The organism is Ruegeria sp. R13_0, from assembly GCF_017743995.1.
In the GTDB taxonomy this organism is placed as follows: domain Bacteria; phylum Pseudomonadota; class Alphaproteobacteria; order Rhodobacterales; family Rhodobacteraceae; genus Ruegeria.
Genome location: NZ_JAGHRB010000003.1, coordinates 217,371 through 233,186, shown reverse-complemented (window position 1 = coordinate 233,186; position 15,816 = coordinate 217,371). Strand labels below are relative to the sequence as shown.

At 55.5% G+C, this 15,816-nt stretch carries 12 protein-coding genes; 3 read left to right on the top strand and 9 right to left on the bottom strand.

Translation table 11 applies throughout. The features are described 5' to 3' along the window. Nucleotides 1-359: 359 nt before the first annotated feature. Together J7394_RS05485 and J7394_RS22865 are read right to left on the bottom strand one after the other, a co-directional pair. Complete coding sequence (locus J7394_RS05485; RefSeq protein ID WP_371811950.1) at nt 360-1,082, bottom strand: TVP38/TMEM64 family protein; 723 nt, start codon at nt 1,080-1,082, stop codon at nt 360-362. 252 nt (nt 1,083-1,334) lie between these two features. Beyond that, entirely contained in the window at nt 1,335-1,892 is a 558-nt protein-coding gene (locus tag J7394_RS22865) for a calcium-binding protein (RefSeq protein ID WP_247748071.1), read from the bottom strand. Nucleotides 1,893-2,064: 172 nt separating this feature from the next. Here J7394_RS22865 and J7394_RS05475 point away from each other — a divergent pair, with 172 nt between their 5' ends. Together J7394_RS05475 and J7394_RS05470 are read left to right on the top strand one after the other, a co-directional pair. Continuing rightward, nucleotides 2,065-2,790 (top strand): response regulator, encoded by a 726-nt coding sequence (locus tag J7394_RS05475; protein ID WP_170634701.1) that lies wholly within the window; start codon nt 2,065-2,067, stop codon nt 2,788-2,790. Then, on the top strand, nt 2,787-4,184 hold the full coding sequence (locus tag J7394_RS05470) for an ATP-binding protein (RefSeq protein WP_170634703.1): 1,398 nt from the start codon (nt 2,787-2,789) through the stop codon (nt 4,182-4,184). The genes J7394_RS05475 and J7394_RS05470 overlap by 4 nt, the downstream gene beginning before the upstream one ends. Nucleotides 4,185-4,257: 73 nt before the next feature. Here J7394_RS05470 and J7394_RS05465 read toward each other — a convergent pair whose 3' ends face one another. From J7394_RS05465 to J7394_RS05440, 6 genes are all read right to left on the bottom strand, one after another. Next, the gene (locus J7394_RS05465; RefSeq protein WP_209251490.1) at nt 4,258-4,896 is read right to left on the bottom strand and encodes a trans-aconitate 2-methyltransferase; all 639 of its coding nucleotides are present in this window, start codon (nt 4,894-4,896) and stop codon (nt 4,258-4,260) included. 547 nt (nt 4,897-5,443) lie between these two features. Then, entirely contained in the window at nt 5,444-5,785 is a 342-nt protein-coding gene (locus J7394_RS05460) for a copper-binding protein (protein WP_209251489.1), read from the bottom strand. 29 nt (nt 5,786-5,814) lie between these two features. Beyond that, complete coding sequence (locus J7394_RS05455; protein ID WP_209251487.1) at nt 5,815-8,994, bottom strand: efflux RND transporter permease subunit; 3,180 nt, start codon at nt 8,992-8,994, stop codon at nt 5,815-5,817. Beyond that, nucleotides 8,991-11,186, bottom strand: coding sequence for an efflux RND transporter periplasmic adaptor subunit (locus tag J7394_RS05450; RefSeq protein ID WP_170634709.1), 2,196 nt, complete (start codon nt 11,184-11,186; stop codon nt 8,991-8,993). Before J7394_RS05450 ends, J7394_RS05455 begins: the two co-directional genes overlap by 4 nt. 617 nt (nt 11,187-11,803) lie before the next feature. Then, the gene (cueR, locus tag J7394_RS05445; RefSeq protein WP_152460772.1) at nt 11,804-12,190 is read right to left on the bottom strand and encodes a Cu(I)-responsive transcriptional regulator; all 387 of its coding nucleotides are present in this window, start codon (nt 12,188-12,190) and stop codon (nt 11,804-11,806) included. 15 nt (nt 12,191-12,205) lie between these two features. After that, complete coding sequence (locus J7394_RS05440) at nt 12,206-14,716, bottom strand: heavy metal translocating P-type ATPase (RefSeq protein WP_170634712.1); 2,511 nt, start codon at nt 14,714-14,716, stop codon at nt 12,206-12,208. Between the two features lie 173 nt (nt 14,717-14,889). Here J7394_RS05440 and J7394_RS05435 point away from each other — a divergent pair, with 173 nt between their 5' ends. Further along, nucleotides 14,890-15,087 carry a heavy-metal-associated domain-containing protein gene (locus J7394_RS05435; protein ID WP_170634714.1) on the top strand — a complete coding sequence of 66 codons (198 nt, stop codon included), beginning with the start codon at nt 14,890-14,892 and terminating at the stop codon, nt 15,085-15,087. Nucleotides 15,088-15,122: 35 nt separating this feature from the next. Here J7394_RS05435 and J7394_RS05430 read toward each other — a convergent pair whose 3' ends face one another. After that, complete coding sequence (locus tag J7394_RS05430) at nt 15,123-15,815, bottom strand: DsbA family protein (protein WP_170634755.1); 693 nt, start codon at nt 15,813-15,815, stop codon at nt 15,123-15,125. Nucleotide 15,816: the final 1 nt, after the last annotated feature.

The following is a 15,816-nucleotide window of genomic DNA, read 5'->3' as shown; positions in this document are numbered from 1 at the left end:
CAGGTTTGGCGGATGTGGTAGTGGTGCGACCGGCAGGCTTGCGCGTGGCCGGAACCGTTCTGGCGCTACGAGCGTAGCAATACGCATCGAGAGCAATTCAGGTGCCGCCATAACTGCCATCGCATAACAGCCCGGGTGCACTGAGCAGTCTAATTCTTCTGATGGATGAGACGCGGGATACCCACCGCTGTCATCGATAACGAGCTCGGCCTGGGTGGCGGCCTTCGCGATGTCATGCCCGGCATGGGACGGCACAACAGAAATCAGCATCGAAACCACCAACGCACAGATCAACAGGACCTGCAGCCGGCCCATGGCTCGACCCGTCCGTGTCGCAGTTGATATCCATTGTGCGCGGATCACTTAGGGTTTCCTCCATTCTCCAACAGTTTAGGACCGCTTGGATCGGTCGCATTGATCTGGCTCAATTCGTGGTCTGAAGAGCCAACGGGCATCTTGCGTTTCCAAGCCAACCAAATAAGTGGCGCCCCCGTCAACAGCCCAAGCCCGATAACCGCAAGGCTGGTGCCGCCCGTCGCGGTTTCGGTAATCTGGCTGCCCAGATGGGCCAAAACGAAACTGGCCGGCAAGATTCCAGCCAAGGTGGCCAGTGCGAACCGCCAAAATTGAAGTCGGGTCAGACCAGCGGCATAGCTGACCATGTCGAAAGAAACGAAAGGCATCAGGCGGCTGGTGAACACGGTCAACATCAGGGCATTCTGCGATCCAAGCAACCCCATGTCCAGCTTGTCGCCGAACCACCGGCGCAGCGCGTCGCGCCCCAACCAACGGGCTATCAGGAACGCCAGCAGCGCCCCCAACTCCGCCCCGATAGCAACCAATGCGGTTCCCGGCCCATGCCCATATGCCACCCCGGCGGCGACAGCGATCGGAGCGCTGGGGATTGGGCTGGCAACCACTGCGGCTGTCATGAAGCCGATGATGACAATGGGTCCGAACGGGCCGGCCCAATCCACCCACGCAGTAATGACTTCGCGCGATAGTCCTGCGTCCAACGCGCCAGACAGCCACAACCAGATGGTGGCGATCAGCAACGCGATCAAAACCGCGATGAAAACCAAACGGCTATTGCTGTGCAGGCCTTCCAGCTTTCGTTCCTCCTATGACATAGCCCTCCACCCCTATACGGGAGTGACGGATTCCGAGGTCACTTAGCGATGTATTTGACCAGTGCCACGATCGCCAGAACGATCAACACTGCAATCAGCAACATCCAAATCATGCCAAACCCCATTCCAGCGCCATACCCCATCATCGCTTTGTTCCTCAGTGGTTTGTGGCCGAGTGCGATGACCCGGCTACACGGTTGCGTTTCAGTTGTTGGTTTCAGAAGACTTTGTCACAGGTTTCGAGGACTTCATGCCGTGTTTCGGCGACATCGTCTTCGCGCCTTTCTCGATTTCCCCTGTGGTCACCGCGCCATCGCCATTGGCATCCAGATGCTGAAATCGGTCCACCATAGTTTCGCGGATCATTCCGGAATGCAGCGCTTCGAACTCATCAATCGACAGGTTGCCATCTCCATTAACGTCATGCGCCTGCATCCGGGCCTTCAGACCTTCGGCGATCTCAGATTCGCTCGGGCGACCGTCCTCGTCCATGTCCAGAACCTCCATGTCCAGAACCGCCAGCCAGTTGCCGCCCATCATACCCTTACCATGCATACCACCCATCATCTGACCATGCATTTTCATCATCACTTGCATCATGCCTGCGTGATCGCCCATCATACCGCCGGGCGCACCCTGCATCATGCCGCCCTGATGGCCCTGCATCTGCGCGCTGCTGCCATGCTGACCGGCGGCAAGCGCGGGCAGCGCCATCAAAGTCGCGGCAATGGCTCCGGCGGCCAGCGTGAAGGTAACTTTCATGACTTTCACCTCTCGGGTTTTTGTTTCTACACAAAGCATATGGCCGCCCTCGGCCGCGCCACCACCCTCCTACTCAACCCGGTTTGTATCGTTGTGTCGCAGCCGGCCCAACTGATACAAAGGGTTACAAAAAAGCCGGGATTTGTACCGCGCCGAGGCCTATGATCGCGCCATGACCGAAGCACCACATATCTTGATTGTCGACGACCACCGCGAAATCCGTGATGCTGTCAGCCGTTATCTGGAAAAGAATGGGTTGCGCGCCAGTACCGCGCGCGACGCAACCGAGATGGACGCGCGACTGGCGGCCGGTCGGATTGACCTTATCGTACTCGATATCATGATGCCGGGCGAAAACGGATTGTCGGTCTGCCGCCGCCTGTCCGCGGCCGGTGGCCCGCCGATCCTGATGCTGACAGCCCTCAGCGATGACACCGACCGTATCGTGGGTTTAGAGATCGGCGCCGATGACTACCTGCCCAAACCATTTAACCCACGTGAATTGCTGGCCCGGATCAAGGCGATCCTGCGGCGTTCCGAAACCACCGCCCCTCCGGCTGGCGATCTGAGCGGCAAACGGATCGCCTTTGGGAGCTGGGTTCTGGATGCCGACAGTCGCACCTTGATATCCGCCGAAGGGGCCGAAGAAAGTCTGACCACCGCCGATGTCCGGCTGCTGGCCGTATTCCTGCAGCGGCCCCGCAAACTCCTGTCGCGAGACGAACTGCTGGACTTGACCGCCGGCCGCAGCCCGCACTTGTTCGACCGTACGATCGACAACCAGGTCAGCCGCTTGCGTCGCAAGATCGAAGCTGACCCAACGCGCCCGAAGCTCATCACCACGGTAAGGGGCGGCGGTTATTGCCTGTCGACCGACGTGCGCGAGCTTACGGAATGAAAGGCTTTGCCCAAAGTCTGCGCGGTCAGCTTATCCTTTTGATCATCGCCGCGCTGACTGCCGCGCAACTGGTCAGCCTGTGGCTGTTCGTCGACGAACGCTCAATGGCAGTTCATATGGCCCTTGGCCTGGAAACCGCCGGACGCGCCGCAAACATCGCGCGGCTGATTGAAGAAGCTCCACCCGAGATGCACGACGCGATCCTGCGGGCAGCAAGCTCTCCACTGGTGCGTTTCAGCCTTACAGATACGCCCGCGGTCGATCACACAGGACATAGCGCTGGTGGGACGGTCGAAAACACAATCCGCAGAATTCTGCCAGGCTATGAAAACCGTCCCATCAGGGTAGAGTTACATGAGTTCTCTCCCGATATGCTGCCGGTCGAAGGTGTTCCGTCTACAATGGCTGAAATGCACATTGCAATGATGCGTGATCACGTTTCCGCAATTGAGATGCAGCTGTCGATCGCTCTGACGACCGATCAATGGCTCAACGTGGATACCCGGTTCCATAACCCTCCTCTGCAATGGCCTTTGCAGTCCTTCGTCAGCTTTGGTTTAACTGCAACTTTAATTCTTGGAGCAGCCATTTGGTTTCTACTGACACGGCTGACCGGCCCGTTGCGCCGCCTGTCACTGGCTGCAGACCAGTTTGGTCGCGGTGAAGACGTCCAGGAACTGACGGTTTCTGGTCCGACCGAGGTGCGAGATTTGACACAGGCGTTCAACCATATGCGTGACAGGCTGACTCGCTATGTTGCCGATCGGACCAGGCTATTGGGGGCGCTGGGTCACGATTTGCGGTCGCCACTGACGGGATTGCGGGTTCGCGCCGAACTGGTGGAGGAAGAGGAGACCCGTGACCATCTGATCGAGACCATCGAGGAAATGCAGGAGATGGTGAACTCTACCCTGTCATTTGCCAAGGGCGTGGCCACGCACGAACCTTCCAGTACCGTTCGAATTGGTGAATTCGTAACCAAAACGACCGAAGACATTGTGCAAGCCGGTAACACGGTTGAAGTATCGGTAGCAGACAATCCGGCCGTCACGCTTCGGCCGATGCTGATGAAGCGAGCTCTACGCAATATCATTGAAAACGCCTGCCGGTATGGTGCCCGGGCCAACGTCTCGGTCATGCAAGAGGGGAATGAGGCAAAAATATTGATCCAGGATCAGGGGCCCGGCATCCCCGAGCATATGCTCGATGCGGTATTCGACCCATTCGTGCGGCTTGAAACATCCCGCTCGCGAGAGACTGGCGGAACCGGCTTGGGGCTGTCGATCGCACGTACGATCATCCAGTCGCACGGTGGCACAATAGAATTGCTAAACGGGGAAACTGGCGGCTTGTGCGCTAAGGTGGTTCTGCCAGTTTTTGAGGGCCAAACGTAACTTGTGAACACAATCGGCACGTTCTGAAAGCTTATTGGAAGCGCACCGCTTTGGGCCAGTATCAGGTGTGGGCTCAAACGCAGCGGCGGAGAACACTGAACTGGAAAGACTGACTTTCCCCCCAAGGGGTTTGGTGCAGGTGATGGCGATGCGCGACGAGTTCAAAGTGGTCTTCGAAAAGCACGGCGATATCGCTCGGACTATAGCGGGCGACCGGGAGACCACTGCAAGTCTCCGGCCCATCAAGTGCAAACGTAGCAATGATCACATGGCCGCCAATTTTTACCCCTCTCTTCACGCTTTCCAGATAGGCCGCGCGTTGCGACGTATCCACGAGAAAGTGAAAAACCGCCCTATCATGCCAGACGTCATATCTGCGATCGGGGACCCAGGAAGTTATATCTGCGGAAATCCAAGTGACTGTTTCAGCGGCGCGCCCCAACCTTTCCCGGGCCGTGTCCAACGCGACCTGCGATAGATCGAGAACTGTCACGTCATGGAGCCCCTTCGCAAGCAACGCTCCAGCAAGACGAGATGTACCTCCACCAATGTCGATGACGGATGAAGGCTTAGACACTCTGATCAACTCGATGAGTTCAAGCGATATCTCTGGATCATCCTCGTGCCAACTCAATTGGGTGTCAAACTTCTCGCCATAGACATCGTCCCAGTGCTCTCTTGTGTTAGCCGTCATGTCGTATCGTTTTCCCAAGTCATCGCCCTGGAGATATCCTCATTTTGACCGCTCCGCGCTGCGTTTTCGACTGGAGCAAAAACCAACAAGGCAACGCTTCAGACAATTCGATGCTGGTTCGTTGAATGGCCGCATGAAGTCAGCTCGGCGACATTGTAGTACACACATTCCAATAGTGAAATGTTTTAGGTGGGATTTGCTTGTCGGTCAGATTTCCACTGGGCTGCGCAAGTAGCTCCAGAATTTTGCGCAGTTTAACTGCAGTGGCGCGGGCCGGAGACACCGAAGCGTTGGCAGTTTGTGTACTGCTTGCCTGGATTGCTCTGTTCAATCAGTATAGCCGGAAGATTTTCTGAGCTTTGGGGCTTCAATCAGTCAACGAATTGATTAAAGCGCCTTTAACCGACAATGGACTGATAACTTTTGAGCAGAGCCACAGATCGTTGAAATACGATTTGGTTCTTGAGTGGCTCCTACTCCATTTCTCTTAGTTCATAGAATTTCCTACAGTCCTTGAAACGGCGAACAATCACATCATTGGTGAATAGCTGCCGCATCAACAGACTCAGTTTTTCATGATCGCGCCGATCGCATACATACCACCATCGCTTTTGACCAACATCAGTGTGACTTCGTCACCGGCGCTAATCTCACCCATCATCTGGGCATTTTCAAGAAGCTGCAAATCCATCGTCATCGCGGGCCACCCGATCTCGGGGATCGGATCATGGCTGACGTTAGCGGTTTCGTCGCCAATTGAGTTCACCAAAGCTTTTGCGTGAACCGCCCCTTCCATCTGTTCGGAAGACATGGACATGTTGGAATGGTCCATGCCCTGGTTCGTTTGCGCGATGCTGGTTGTCGTAGACACGGCCAAAAGGGCCACAATAGCAGTCAAAGTTTTCATCAGATGCTCCTGTTTCAAGGTTGTGGGTATCATTCTGCCGGAAGCGCAGGGGGCACTTCCTGGATCGTGTGGGAGATCTCTCGGTTCACGCGATTGAGCGCGAGCCGTTTCCAAATCACGAATATTGCGGGAATGACGAAAAGCGTAAGAAGGGTCGCTGTCACCATGCCCCCAATCATCGGCGCAGCGATCCGCTGCATGATTTCAGAGCCTGTACCGGTGCCGTACATGATGGGTATCAGTGCTGCAAAGATCGTGGCTACAGTCATTACCTTCGGCCGAACCCGAAGAACGGCGCCTTCGAACACCGCGTCTTCGATATCGTCACGTGTCAGCTTTCGCTGTTCCGATTGCGCCAGCCCACGACGTTTCTCCCAAGCAAGATTGAGGTACAGCAACATGACAATCGCTGTTTCCACGGCAACTCCCGCCAGCGCGATGAAGCCCACGAGCACAGCAATTGAGATATCGAAGTTAAGATACCATAAGAACCAAACCCCACCTGCCAATGCGACCGGAAGCGCCGCAAGAATTATCCCGACCTCAATCACCCGATTGAACGCCAAGAAAAGCATGAGCGTGATGATTAGCAGGGTTGCAGGAGCAACGATCGTCAGCCTGTCCTGCATTCTCTCAATGTACTCATACTGCCCCGACCAGGTCAGCGAATAACCCGGAGGCAGGTTGACCTTTTCTGCAACCACCTCTTGTGCTTCGGCCACATAGCCGCCCAGGTCGCGCCCTGCGATGTCGATGAACACGAACCCAGTTCGTCGAGCGTTCTCTGATCGTATCATTCCCGGCCCGTCAACTATTCGAATATCGGCGAGAGCGGACAGTGGCACATGAGCACCCGACGGCGTGACGACAGGAAGATTTTCGAGCCGTTCCGGGCTGTCTCGCCATGCCTGAGGGTACCGAAGGTTTATAGGAAACCTCTCCAGCCCCTCCACAGATTCCGACACTTGCATACCGCCAATTGCGGTCTGCACTACGTCCTGAACTTCTCGAACACTCATCATGTATCGGGAGGCGGCATCACGCTTGACGTCGATTTCGATGAAACGCCCGCCAACAGGTCGCTCTGCGTAGGCGGAAGCCGTCCCTTCAATATCAGCGACCGCACGTTCTACTTCGATCCCTATATCTGTAATGACCTCCAAGTCGGTGCCGGATATTTTGACACCGACAGGTGTACGGATACCGGTTGCAAGCATATCGATGCGGTTCTTGATAGGTTGGATCCAAACATTTGTGACGCCCGGAACCTGAACAATTCGATCGAGCTCATTCCGGATTTTCTCCATTGTCATGCCGGGTCGCCATTCTTTTTTCGGCTTGAGTTGGATAGTGGTCTCCACCATCGTTAGAGGTGCTGGATCGGTTGCAGTCTCCGCACGCCCAACTTTACCGTGAACAGTTTCGACTTCAGGCACGGTCGCGATCAGACGGTTGGTCTGCTGCAGTACCTCACGGGCTTTTCCCGTCGAGATCCCGGGGTAGAAGCTCGGCATGTAGAGAAAATCACCTTCGTTCAACTCGGGCATGAATTCAGAGCCAATTCTCTGGTACGGGTACCACATGGACGTCACCAGAACGCCGGCCAACAGTGTTGTTGCCCATGGCCAGGCAATTGCCGCGTCCAGAAATGGGCGGTACACGAACACGACCAAGCGATTTAGCGGATTTTTTCGCTCCGGTAGAATACGCCCCCTTACAAAGTAACCCATCAAGACCGGAACCAGCGTTATCGAAAGGATGGCGGCTGCAGCCATGGCGTAGGTTTTGGTATAAGCGAGTGGCGAGAAGAGCCTACCTTCCTGATTTTCCAGAACGAAGACAGGCAGAAAACTAACCGTGATGATCGCCAGAGAATAAAAAAGTGCTGGTCCCACCTCAGACGCGCACTCTTGCACAATCCGCCATCTGTTCTCTGCTGTGAGCTTTTCTTTTTCCAACCGCCTGTGCATCGCCTCGATCATCACAATCGATGCGTCGACCATCGCACCAATAGCGATGGCTATGCCGCCGAGCGACATGATGTTTGCGTTTACTCCTTGCGCCTTCATCAGAATAAATGCGGCAAAGATTCCCAGAGGGAGCGACAGAAGAATTACGAGGGATGACCGCAGATGAAGTAGAAAAGCCGCGCACACAAGAACAACGACGATGAATTCCTGCGTCAATTTCTTCTGGAGGTTATCGATAGCGCGCTCAATCACACCAGATCGGTCGTAGGTCGTTATGATTTCGACCCCTTCCGGCAGGTTTGAACGCAACTCTTCTATGCGCGCTTCCACCGCTTTGATCGTCGCTAATGCGTTCCCACCCCATCGCAGGATGACCACTCCGCCAACCGCGTCTCCTTGCCCGTCGAGCTCCCCGACACCACGGCGCATTTCAGGCCCCAGGCGGATTTCAGCGACGTCTCCAAGCGTCAGAGCGGCGCCGCGCTCGTTGACCATCAATGGCGCGCTTGCAAGGTCTGACAATTCATCGATGTAGCCCGATGACCTGACCATGAATTCGGCTTCACCCATCTCAATGACGCTGCCGCCCGTCTCGCGGTTGGCCGCCTGAATAGCCGTCCTCAATTGTGCAAGTGTTATGTCATAGGCACGTAGTTTGTTTGGGTCGACGACGACCTGGTACTGTTTGACCATTCCGCCGATGGTGGCGACTTCTGAGACGCCTTCCACGGCTTGTAATTCGTATTTCAGAAACCAATCCTGCAGAGTCCTGAGCTGAGCCAGATCATGATTTCCGGTTCTGTCAACCAGCGCATACTGATAAATCCACCCGACCCCAGTCGCATCTGGGCCAAGTTGTGGTGACACGCCTTCAGGCAAGCTGCCGGTAATCTGGCCCAAATATTCGAGCACACGCGACCGAGCCCAGTAGAGGTCCGTCCCGTCCTCAAAGACGACATATACAAAGCTGTCTCCAAAGAACGAGAACCCGCGAACGTCTTTTGCACCGGGTACGGCCAATAGGGCTGTCGCAAGTGGATATGTGATTTGGTTTTCGACAACTTGAGGTGCTTGCCCGGGATATGGCGTGCGAACAATTACCTGGACATCCGAAAGATCCGGGATTGCATCAACCGGCGTCTCACGAATGGCCCAAATACCCGCAACTCCTATCATGAATGCGAGGGCCAAGATGACGAACCTGTTGGCAAGAGAAGAACGAATGATGGCCGTGATCACTGCGTAACACTCCCATCAAGCGCGACCTCTAACAGCGTCATCGAAAAGTCGGGATTGCGGCGAAGGATCAAAGAAACATCAATCCCTACAGGCAAGTTAGAAACCTCAATCCCCTCCGCAACCGGGAAATCCATGGTCATGCCCGGCATGCCGATCTCAGTCATCGGACCGTGTGTTACATTCGCGGTCCGCGCGTTTGCGTCGATACTGTTAATCCGGCCAGAAACCTGAAGCGGCGGCGCAATAGGCGTTGCCTCGGCCAATACCATTGTCATGCCATCTGCACGCGCGAAAGTCAGAGTCATTTCAGAACCGACTTCGAGCATGTTAGGGTCCAATGACGGCTCTAATGGGAAATCCATGGTCATCCCCGGCATACCAATCTCAGTCATCGGCCCGTGAGTGATGCTTGCAGTTCCCGCCTCAGCATTAACGAGGTTGATCGTGCCGGTGACCACAATCGGTGGAGCAGAAGGCGTCTTGGTTTCTTCAGGTTCAACAGAATCCGTTGGCGTGGAGCCCTCTTCGCGAATTGCCACAATCGAGAACATCCCCCCTTCTCCCTCAGCCAGATCAAACTCAATTGGCATGCCGATAGGCACGGTAGTGAGATCTACTCCGACAACCGACAAATCCATTGTCATGGCCGGCCAACCGAGCTCGGGGATTGGTCCGTGCTCAAGCGTCAATTTGCCATCGGAAGTGACGGCGCGCGCAACACCAGCTCCAGTTCCGGCAATACCGTCGTCCGGCGCAAGCTCCATCAGGCTCAGAAGCCCATCCGCACCCCGCGCGATCACGAAAGCAACCGCGTCGCCAGCATTCAAACGGTCGAGCGAAACACCAGACCTAACCGGAAACTGCGAAGTCATTGCGGGCCAATCGAGGCTTTCGAGAACATCGTGACGAACAGTTGCCATACGATTTTCGGCATCGAGTGAAACCAGGGTGCCTGCCCCGCGTGCTGGTTCGGTATCCGTTGGTGCCATTCGGGTGAAACCGGCGCTCAAAGCACTTTCACTGTCGATTAGAAACTGTGCGGATGCGACAACTTCCTCACCGGGTTCAAGCCCTTGCAGAACTTCTGTTCGACCCCCCTCGCCGAAACTGTCTCGAAGACCTGTGGTCACCAGTCTCGGGCGAAAAGTACCATCGCCTGTTTTCAAGATGACGCGTTCCGCCGAACCAGTACGAATTAGCGCCTCTGATGGAACAGTGAGAACATTCCGGCTTTCATCCGGTATAAGGCTAACGCTGCCAAACATGCCCGGCCGAAGAACGCCGTCGGTGTTATCGAAACTCAGTCTGACGGGAAGAGTTCGGGTTTGCGGATCAAGCTCAGGGTAAACATAGTCGATTTCGCCTTCGAAGGTGCGACCGGGTAGGTGCTCGAACCTTGCTATTGCGCGCATGTCCTCCGACAAACGTGCAATATCTCGTTCGAAAACATCGACGATCAACCATACTTCAGAAAGATCGGTGACCGAAAACGCAAGCGTGCCTGGCTGCAGGTACATTCCATCAGCGGCATTCAGCGCTATGACAACACCGTTTTGAGGCGCCTCAATTTGCACATTTCGAACCAACTCACCGCCCGCCTCGATCTCTGCAACCTGACGTGCGGACATACCGTGGCTGATCAACTTATTGCGCGCCGCGTCCAAAATCCGCGGGTCACCGGCTTCAACTGCGCGTACAAGATCGCCGGTCGCAGCTGCGATCAATGGTGAAAAGAGTTCAAATAAAACTTGCCCCTTCTCAACCCGATCACCGACCGCGCGAACTTTCAGTTGCTCAATCCAACCTTCAACACGCGTATGAACGTGATTGGTCAGGTGTTCGTCAAAGCCGACGAAACCCACCGTCTCGATGCGAGGTTCGATATCAGTCATGCGTGCAACCGCAGTCCGCACACCAATTGCGTTGATTTCCGCAGCGCTTAGGGTGACTTCTTCAGGGTCGCCGGTAGGTTCCTGCCCAGAATAAACCGGGATCAAATCCATACCCATCGGCGATTTTCCAGGTCCAGGCTGCCGAAAATTCGGATCCATCGGTGCTACCCAATAAAGGACCTCTGGTTCGTTCGACTGGCCCTGATCAATTGGATTCAGGTACAGTCTTTCAAGAATGACACCTCCACCCAGGCCAAACGCCAAGGCAAGTACTGATAGTGCCGCATATCTTCCACGCATAATAATCTCCCGACGGTCGCATTGAATGCTGGAACCGAAACAACATGAATGCCCGCGCTTGCGGGCCTGAGGATGTCAGGAGATTTGAGGAGGACGATCGGGAGTCAGAGGTCCCTGAGACAGATGGGTTTCCGAATCCATGTTTCGGTTTTGCTGCCCGAAAGCTGTAGCCAACACAGCAACACTCACTTGGGTAGGATATTCACCAACGCAGCAGATGCCGGAATGACATTCTCCGCTGTGATTTACGTGGCTATCAGTGTGGATTTGGCCAGTCGTCGGATGCAAACCGCTATGGTCGTGTTTGAAGTCTGATGACTTTGCAGCCATTGAAACGCCGTGAGGCTCAGAGGTGCTACTGTTTTTGACGTCACTGCTCGCGACCACAACAGTGCCGACGAAGGTCATCGCCAAGCAGACGCATGTCAGAAACGTCATTCGCAACACTGAGAAGAACTTCCACTCCATCCCGTGCAGTTAGGACGAACGTAACGTGTGTTCAAGCCAGTCGGAGAAAAAAACAGGTGAGTTGGTGCGCTGCATCGAAATGAAGCTGATTCCCGCGAATACACGTAACAAACTGCCAAAATCGGAGGCAGTTCATACGATGAGCGCATCTAAGTTTGGCCGAGGTTCTTCAGGATCGGGCAGTCAGGGCGGTGGTCGCCAGCACATTCGTCGATCAGATGAGACAGTGTAGCATGCATGGCCTTCAGGTCCGCGATCTTGGCATCTATCTCTTTTAGGTTCTGTTTGGCGATATCCTTCACGTCCGCGCTTGCGCGTTCTTTGTCCTCGTACAACGCCAGTAGTGAACGGCAATCCTCAATGGTAAAGCCCAAGGAACGGGCCCGCCCGATGAAGGCCAGTTTGTGCAGTTCCTTTTCGTCGAAATGTCGATACCCGTTCAGACTGCGCCTGGGTTTGATGAATCCGATATCCTCGTAATAGCGGATGGTTTTGGCAGGCAGACCCGAACGTTCTGCTACATCTCCGATATTCACAGCGGTTCTCCTTTTCTATTCAGCAGGCGCTGATCGCAGCGCCTGCTCTTCATTCTGCGAGATCTGTTCTCGCCCAACTTTGATCGGCTTAACCCAGCGCAACCGCAGCGCGTTGGTCAGGACAAATACACTGGACAGCGCCATGGCACCTGCAGCCAGAACCGGCGACAGCAACGGGCCGCCAAACGGATAGAGCACCCCCGCTGCAACCGGTATGAGCAGCGTGTTGTAGCTGAAAGCCCAGAACAGGTTTTGTCGGATGTTACGCATGGTGCGCTGACTAATATCGAAGGCGTTGACCACGCCTGTCAGGTCGCCTGACATCAGAACGACGTCGGCCGCCTCGATGGCGATGTCAGTGCCTGTCCCGATCGCAATTCCTACGTCAGCCGCCGCCAGAGCGGGGGCATCATTGATGCCATCACCCACAAAGGCCAGTTTTCCGCCATTTGAGCGCAGATCTTGCAACGCGGATACTTTACCTTCGGGCAGAACCTCGGCCACGACATGATCGATGCCAAGCTGCGCCGCGATGGATTTGGCTGTAGCGGTATTGTCGCCGGTAATCATCGCTACTTTCAGCCCCAGTCCGTGCAAAGCTTCAATTGCGTCTGGCGTTGTGGTCTTGATTGGGTCCGCCACGGCGATGACGGCTGCGATAACTCCGTCTACGGAGGCATAAAGTGGAGTCTTTCCGTTGATTGCGAGTTCAGCGCCCCGATCAGACAACGCGCCCATTTCAACCCCTTCGCGACTCATCAGGCGGTCGGCCCCGATCAAGATTGTATGGCCTTCGACCGAGGCGCTTACCCCGTAACCGGTGATCGACGTGAAGTCTTCTGGCTTCGAAAGCTCCAGACCACGGGTTTCAGCCGCGCGCACGATGGCCGTGGCGATCGGATGTTCGGATGTGACCTCAACGGCAGCAACAAGGCGCAGAACCTCATCCTCGGCCAATCCTTCGGCCACAATAAGGTCGGTCAGCTCCGGGCGCCCTTCGGTCAAGGTCCCTGTCTTGTCTACCGCAACAACAGTGGTTTCCTGCAGCATTTGCAAGGCGTCGCCCTTTCGGAAAAGGACACCCATCTCGGCCGCACGGCCGGTGCCGACCATGATTGAGGTGGGTGTGGCCAACCCCATGGCGCAGGGGCAAGCAATGATCAGTACCGCAACCCCGGCTACCAACGCCAGGCTGAGCGCGGGATCGGGTCCGAACAACATCCAAACCAGCACAGTCACAACGGCCACAGCGATCACTACCGGCACGAACCACAGCGTGATGCGATCGACCAGGCCTTGAATCGGAAGCTTGGCCCCCTGGGCTTGTTCGACCATTTGAATGATCTGGGCCAACATAGTGTCTGCGCCGACCTTTTCAGCCCGGTACGTCAATGCGCCCGCGCCATTGACTGTTCCGCCGACCACAGTTGCGCCCTCGGTCTTTTCGGCAGGAACCGGCTCGCCGGTGATCATGCTTTCATCGACATATGACGCGCCGGTCACTACGGCACCATCCACCGCGATTTTTTCGCCCGGTCGAACGTGCACAATATCCCCTACAACGATCTGCTCGATCGGTAGCTCGACAACCGATCCGTCGCGCTCAACTCGCGCTGTTTTTGCCTGCAGACCGACCAATTTTCGGATCGCTTCACCAGTTCGCCCCTTGGCGCGCGCCTCGAGGAACCGCCCCAGCAATATGAGAACCACGATCACCGCTGCGGCCTCGTAGTAGACGTTTGCGGTGCCGGCGGGAAGAACACCCGGCGCAAAGGTGGAAACAAGCGAGAACCCATAGGCCGCCGAAGTGCCCAGGGACACCAGAGAGTTCATGTCCGGCGCGCCTTTGAACAAGGAAGGGAAGCCCTTGGTGTAGAACTGCAAACCTGGCCCAAAAAGAACGATCGTGGTCAGAAGGAATTGCAGGTAATAGCTGTTCTGGATGCCGATCGTGCTCGCTATCAGGTGGTGCATGCCCGGAATAACATGCGAGCCCATTTCAAGGATAAAGACCGGCAAAGCGAGCAAGGCGGCAAAGCTTGTTCGCCGGGCCAATTGGCGAATCTCTTTGGCTTTGCGGTCTTGTGGTTCGGTCTGCGTCGCGGATCGCAGGCTCGCCGGATAGCCAGCAGATGCCGCAAGCGCCGCGATGGCTTCGGGTGTTGTGACTCCCTCAGCATAACGTACAGTTGCACTTTCGGTGGCCAGATTGACCGACGCGGACAAGACGCCATCATCTGCTTGCAATGCCCGCTCAACGCGCCCCACGCACGATGCGCAGGACATGTTCTGAATATCCAGCGTTACCTCTTCCGTCCGTGCCGGATATCCGGCGCTGTTTAACGCATCAGCAATGGCCGCTTTATCGGCTGGATCGCGGAAATCGACCTGAACGCTTTCGCTGGCGAGATTAACCGAAGCGGCATCTACCCCTGGCACATCTTTCAACGCGCGCTCGACGCGCCCTACGCAAGAAGCGCAGCTCATACCCTGAACTTGAAACCGTGCATGTGAAATTTCAGTCATATTGTCACCACAAATGTTCTGCTGACGGGCAACATAAGGGTTCCAGCAAGTGGAAGGTCAAGTGATGGGGTTGACTTTCTTTTCCACTAATTTTGGCGATCCAATTTTCACGACTTGACCTTCCTGTGCTGGAATACTTTAGCCGGGACAACGGAAAACAGGAGCAAACATCCATGACGACCCTAAATATCCCGGATATGAGCTGCGGGCACTGCAAGTCAGCAATCGAAAAAGCCGTTGCCACGGTGGATTCCTCCGCACAGTTGGACTTTGACATGGAAAACCGCAGGGTACGTGTCTTAAGCGCCAATCCACTTGATCAAATCCTTGCTGCTCTGAAGTCCGAGGGATACGAAGCCACGGTCGCATGAGACACTTAGGGGCGCATTCTGTCGCCGCCTTGGTTTTATCTTGCGTCTCTGACTGCCTCGATTAGCCGGGTCATTTCATCTTCGGCGATCAGCCCCGGGGCAAGAGCATCTCCAATCACAAACGAGGGGGTGCCACTGAAGCCAAGCTGTCGGGCCAATTCCATGGACACCTGAATATGTGCGTCGACTTCCGGCGCCTCCATATCTGCGCGCAATTGATCCTCGTCCAGGCCGAGTTCACGGACAACTTTCAGTACACTGGCCTCAGTGGCACGACCGTTCAGAGCCATAAGCGCCCAATGAAATTCTTCATATTTTCCCTGATTACGTGAGGCAAGCGCGGCGCGTGCCGCGAAGTCGGAACCTTCTCCGAGTATGGGCCATTCTCGATAGACAACTCGTACATCGGAATCGCCTGCGATTACGTTTTTCACGACCGGGGCAGCGCGTTTGCAATATGGGCAGTTGTAGTCAAAAAACTCGACCACGGTTACATCGCCTTCCGGGTTTCCGATGACAGGCGCATTCGGATCCTGTTCCAGCAATTCACGCTGATTTTCCAAGACGCTTCCAATTGCTTCGGCTTTTGCCTGATCCTCGCGCTGTTGAAGCAGTTGAATCGCCTGCATGATGATCTCAGGGTTTTCCAAAATGGCTTCGAGAGCCAGCCGTTTTACATCGGAGTCAGACAGCTCGTCGGCGCGTGCCATAGGAATGCCAATCGACATG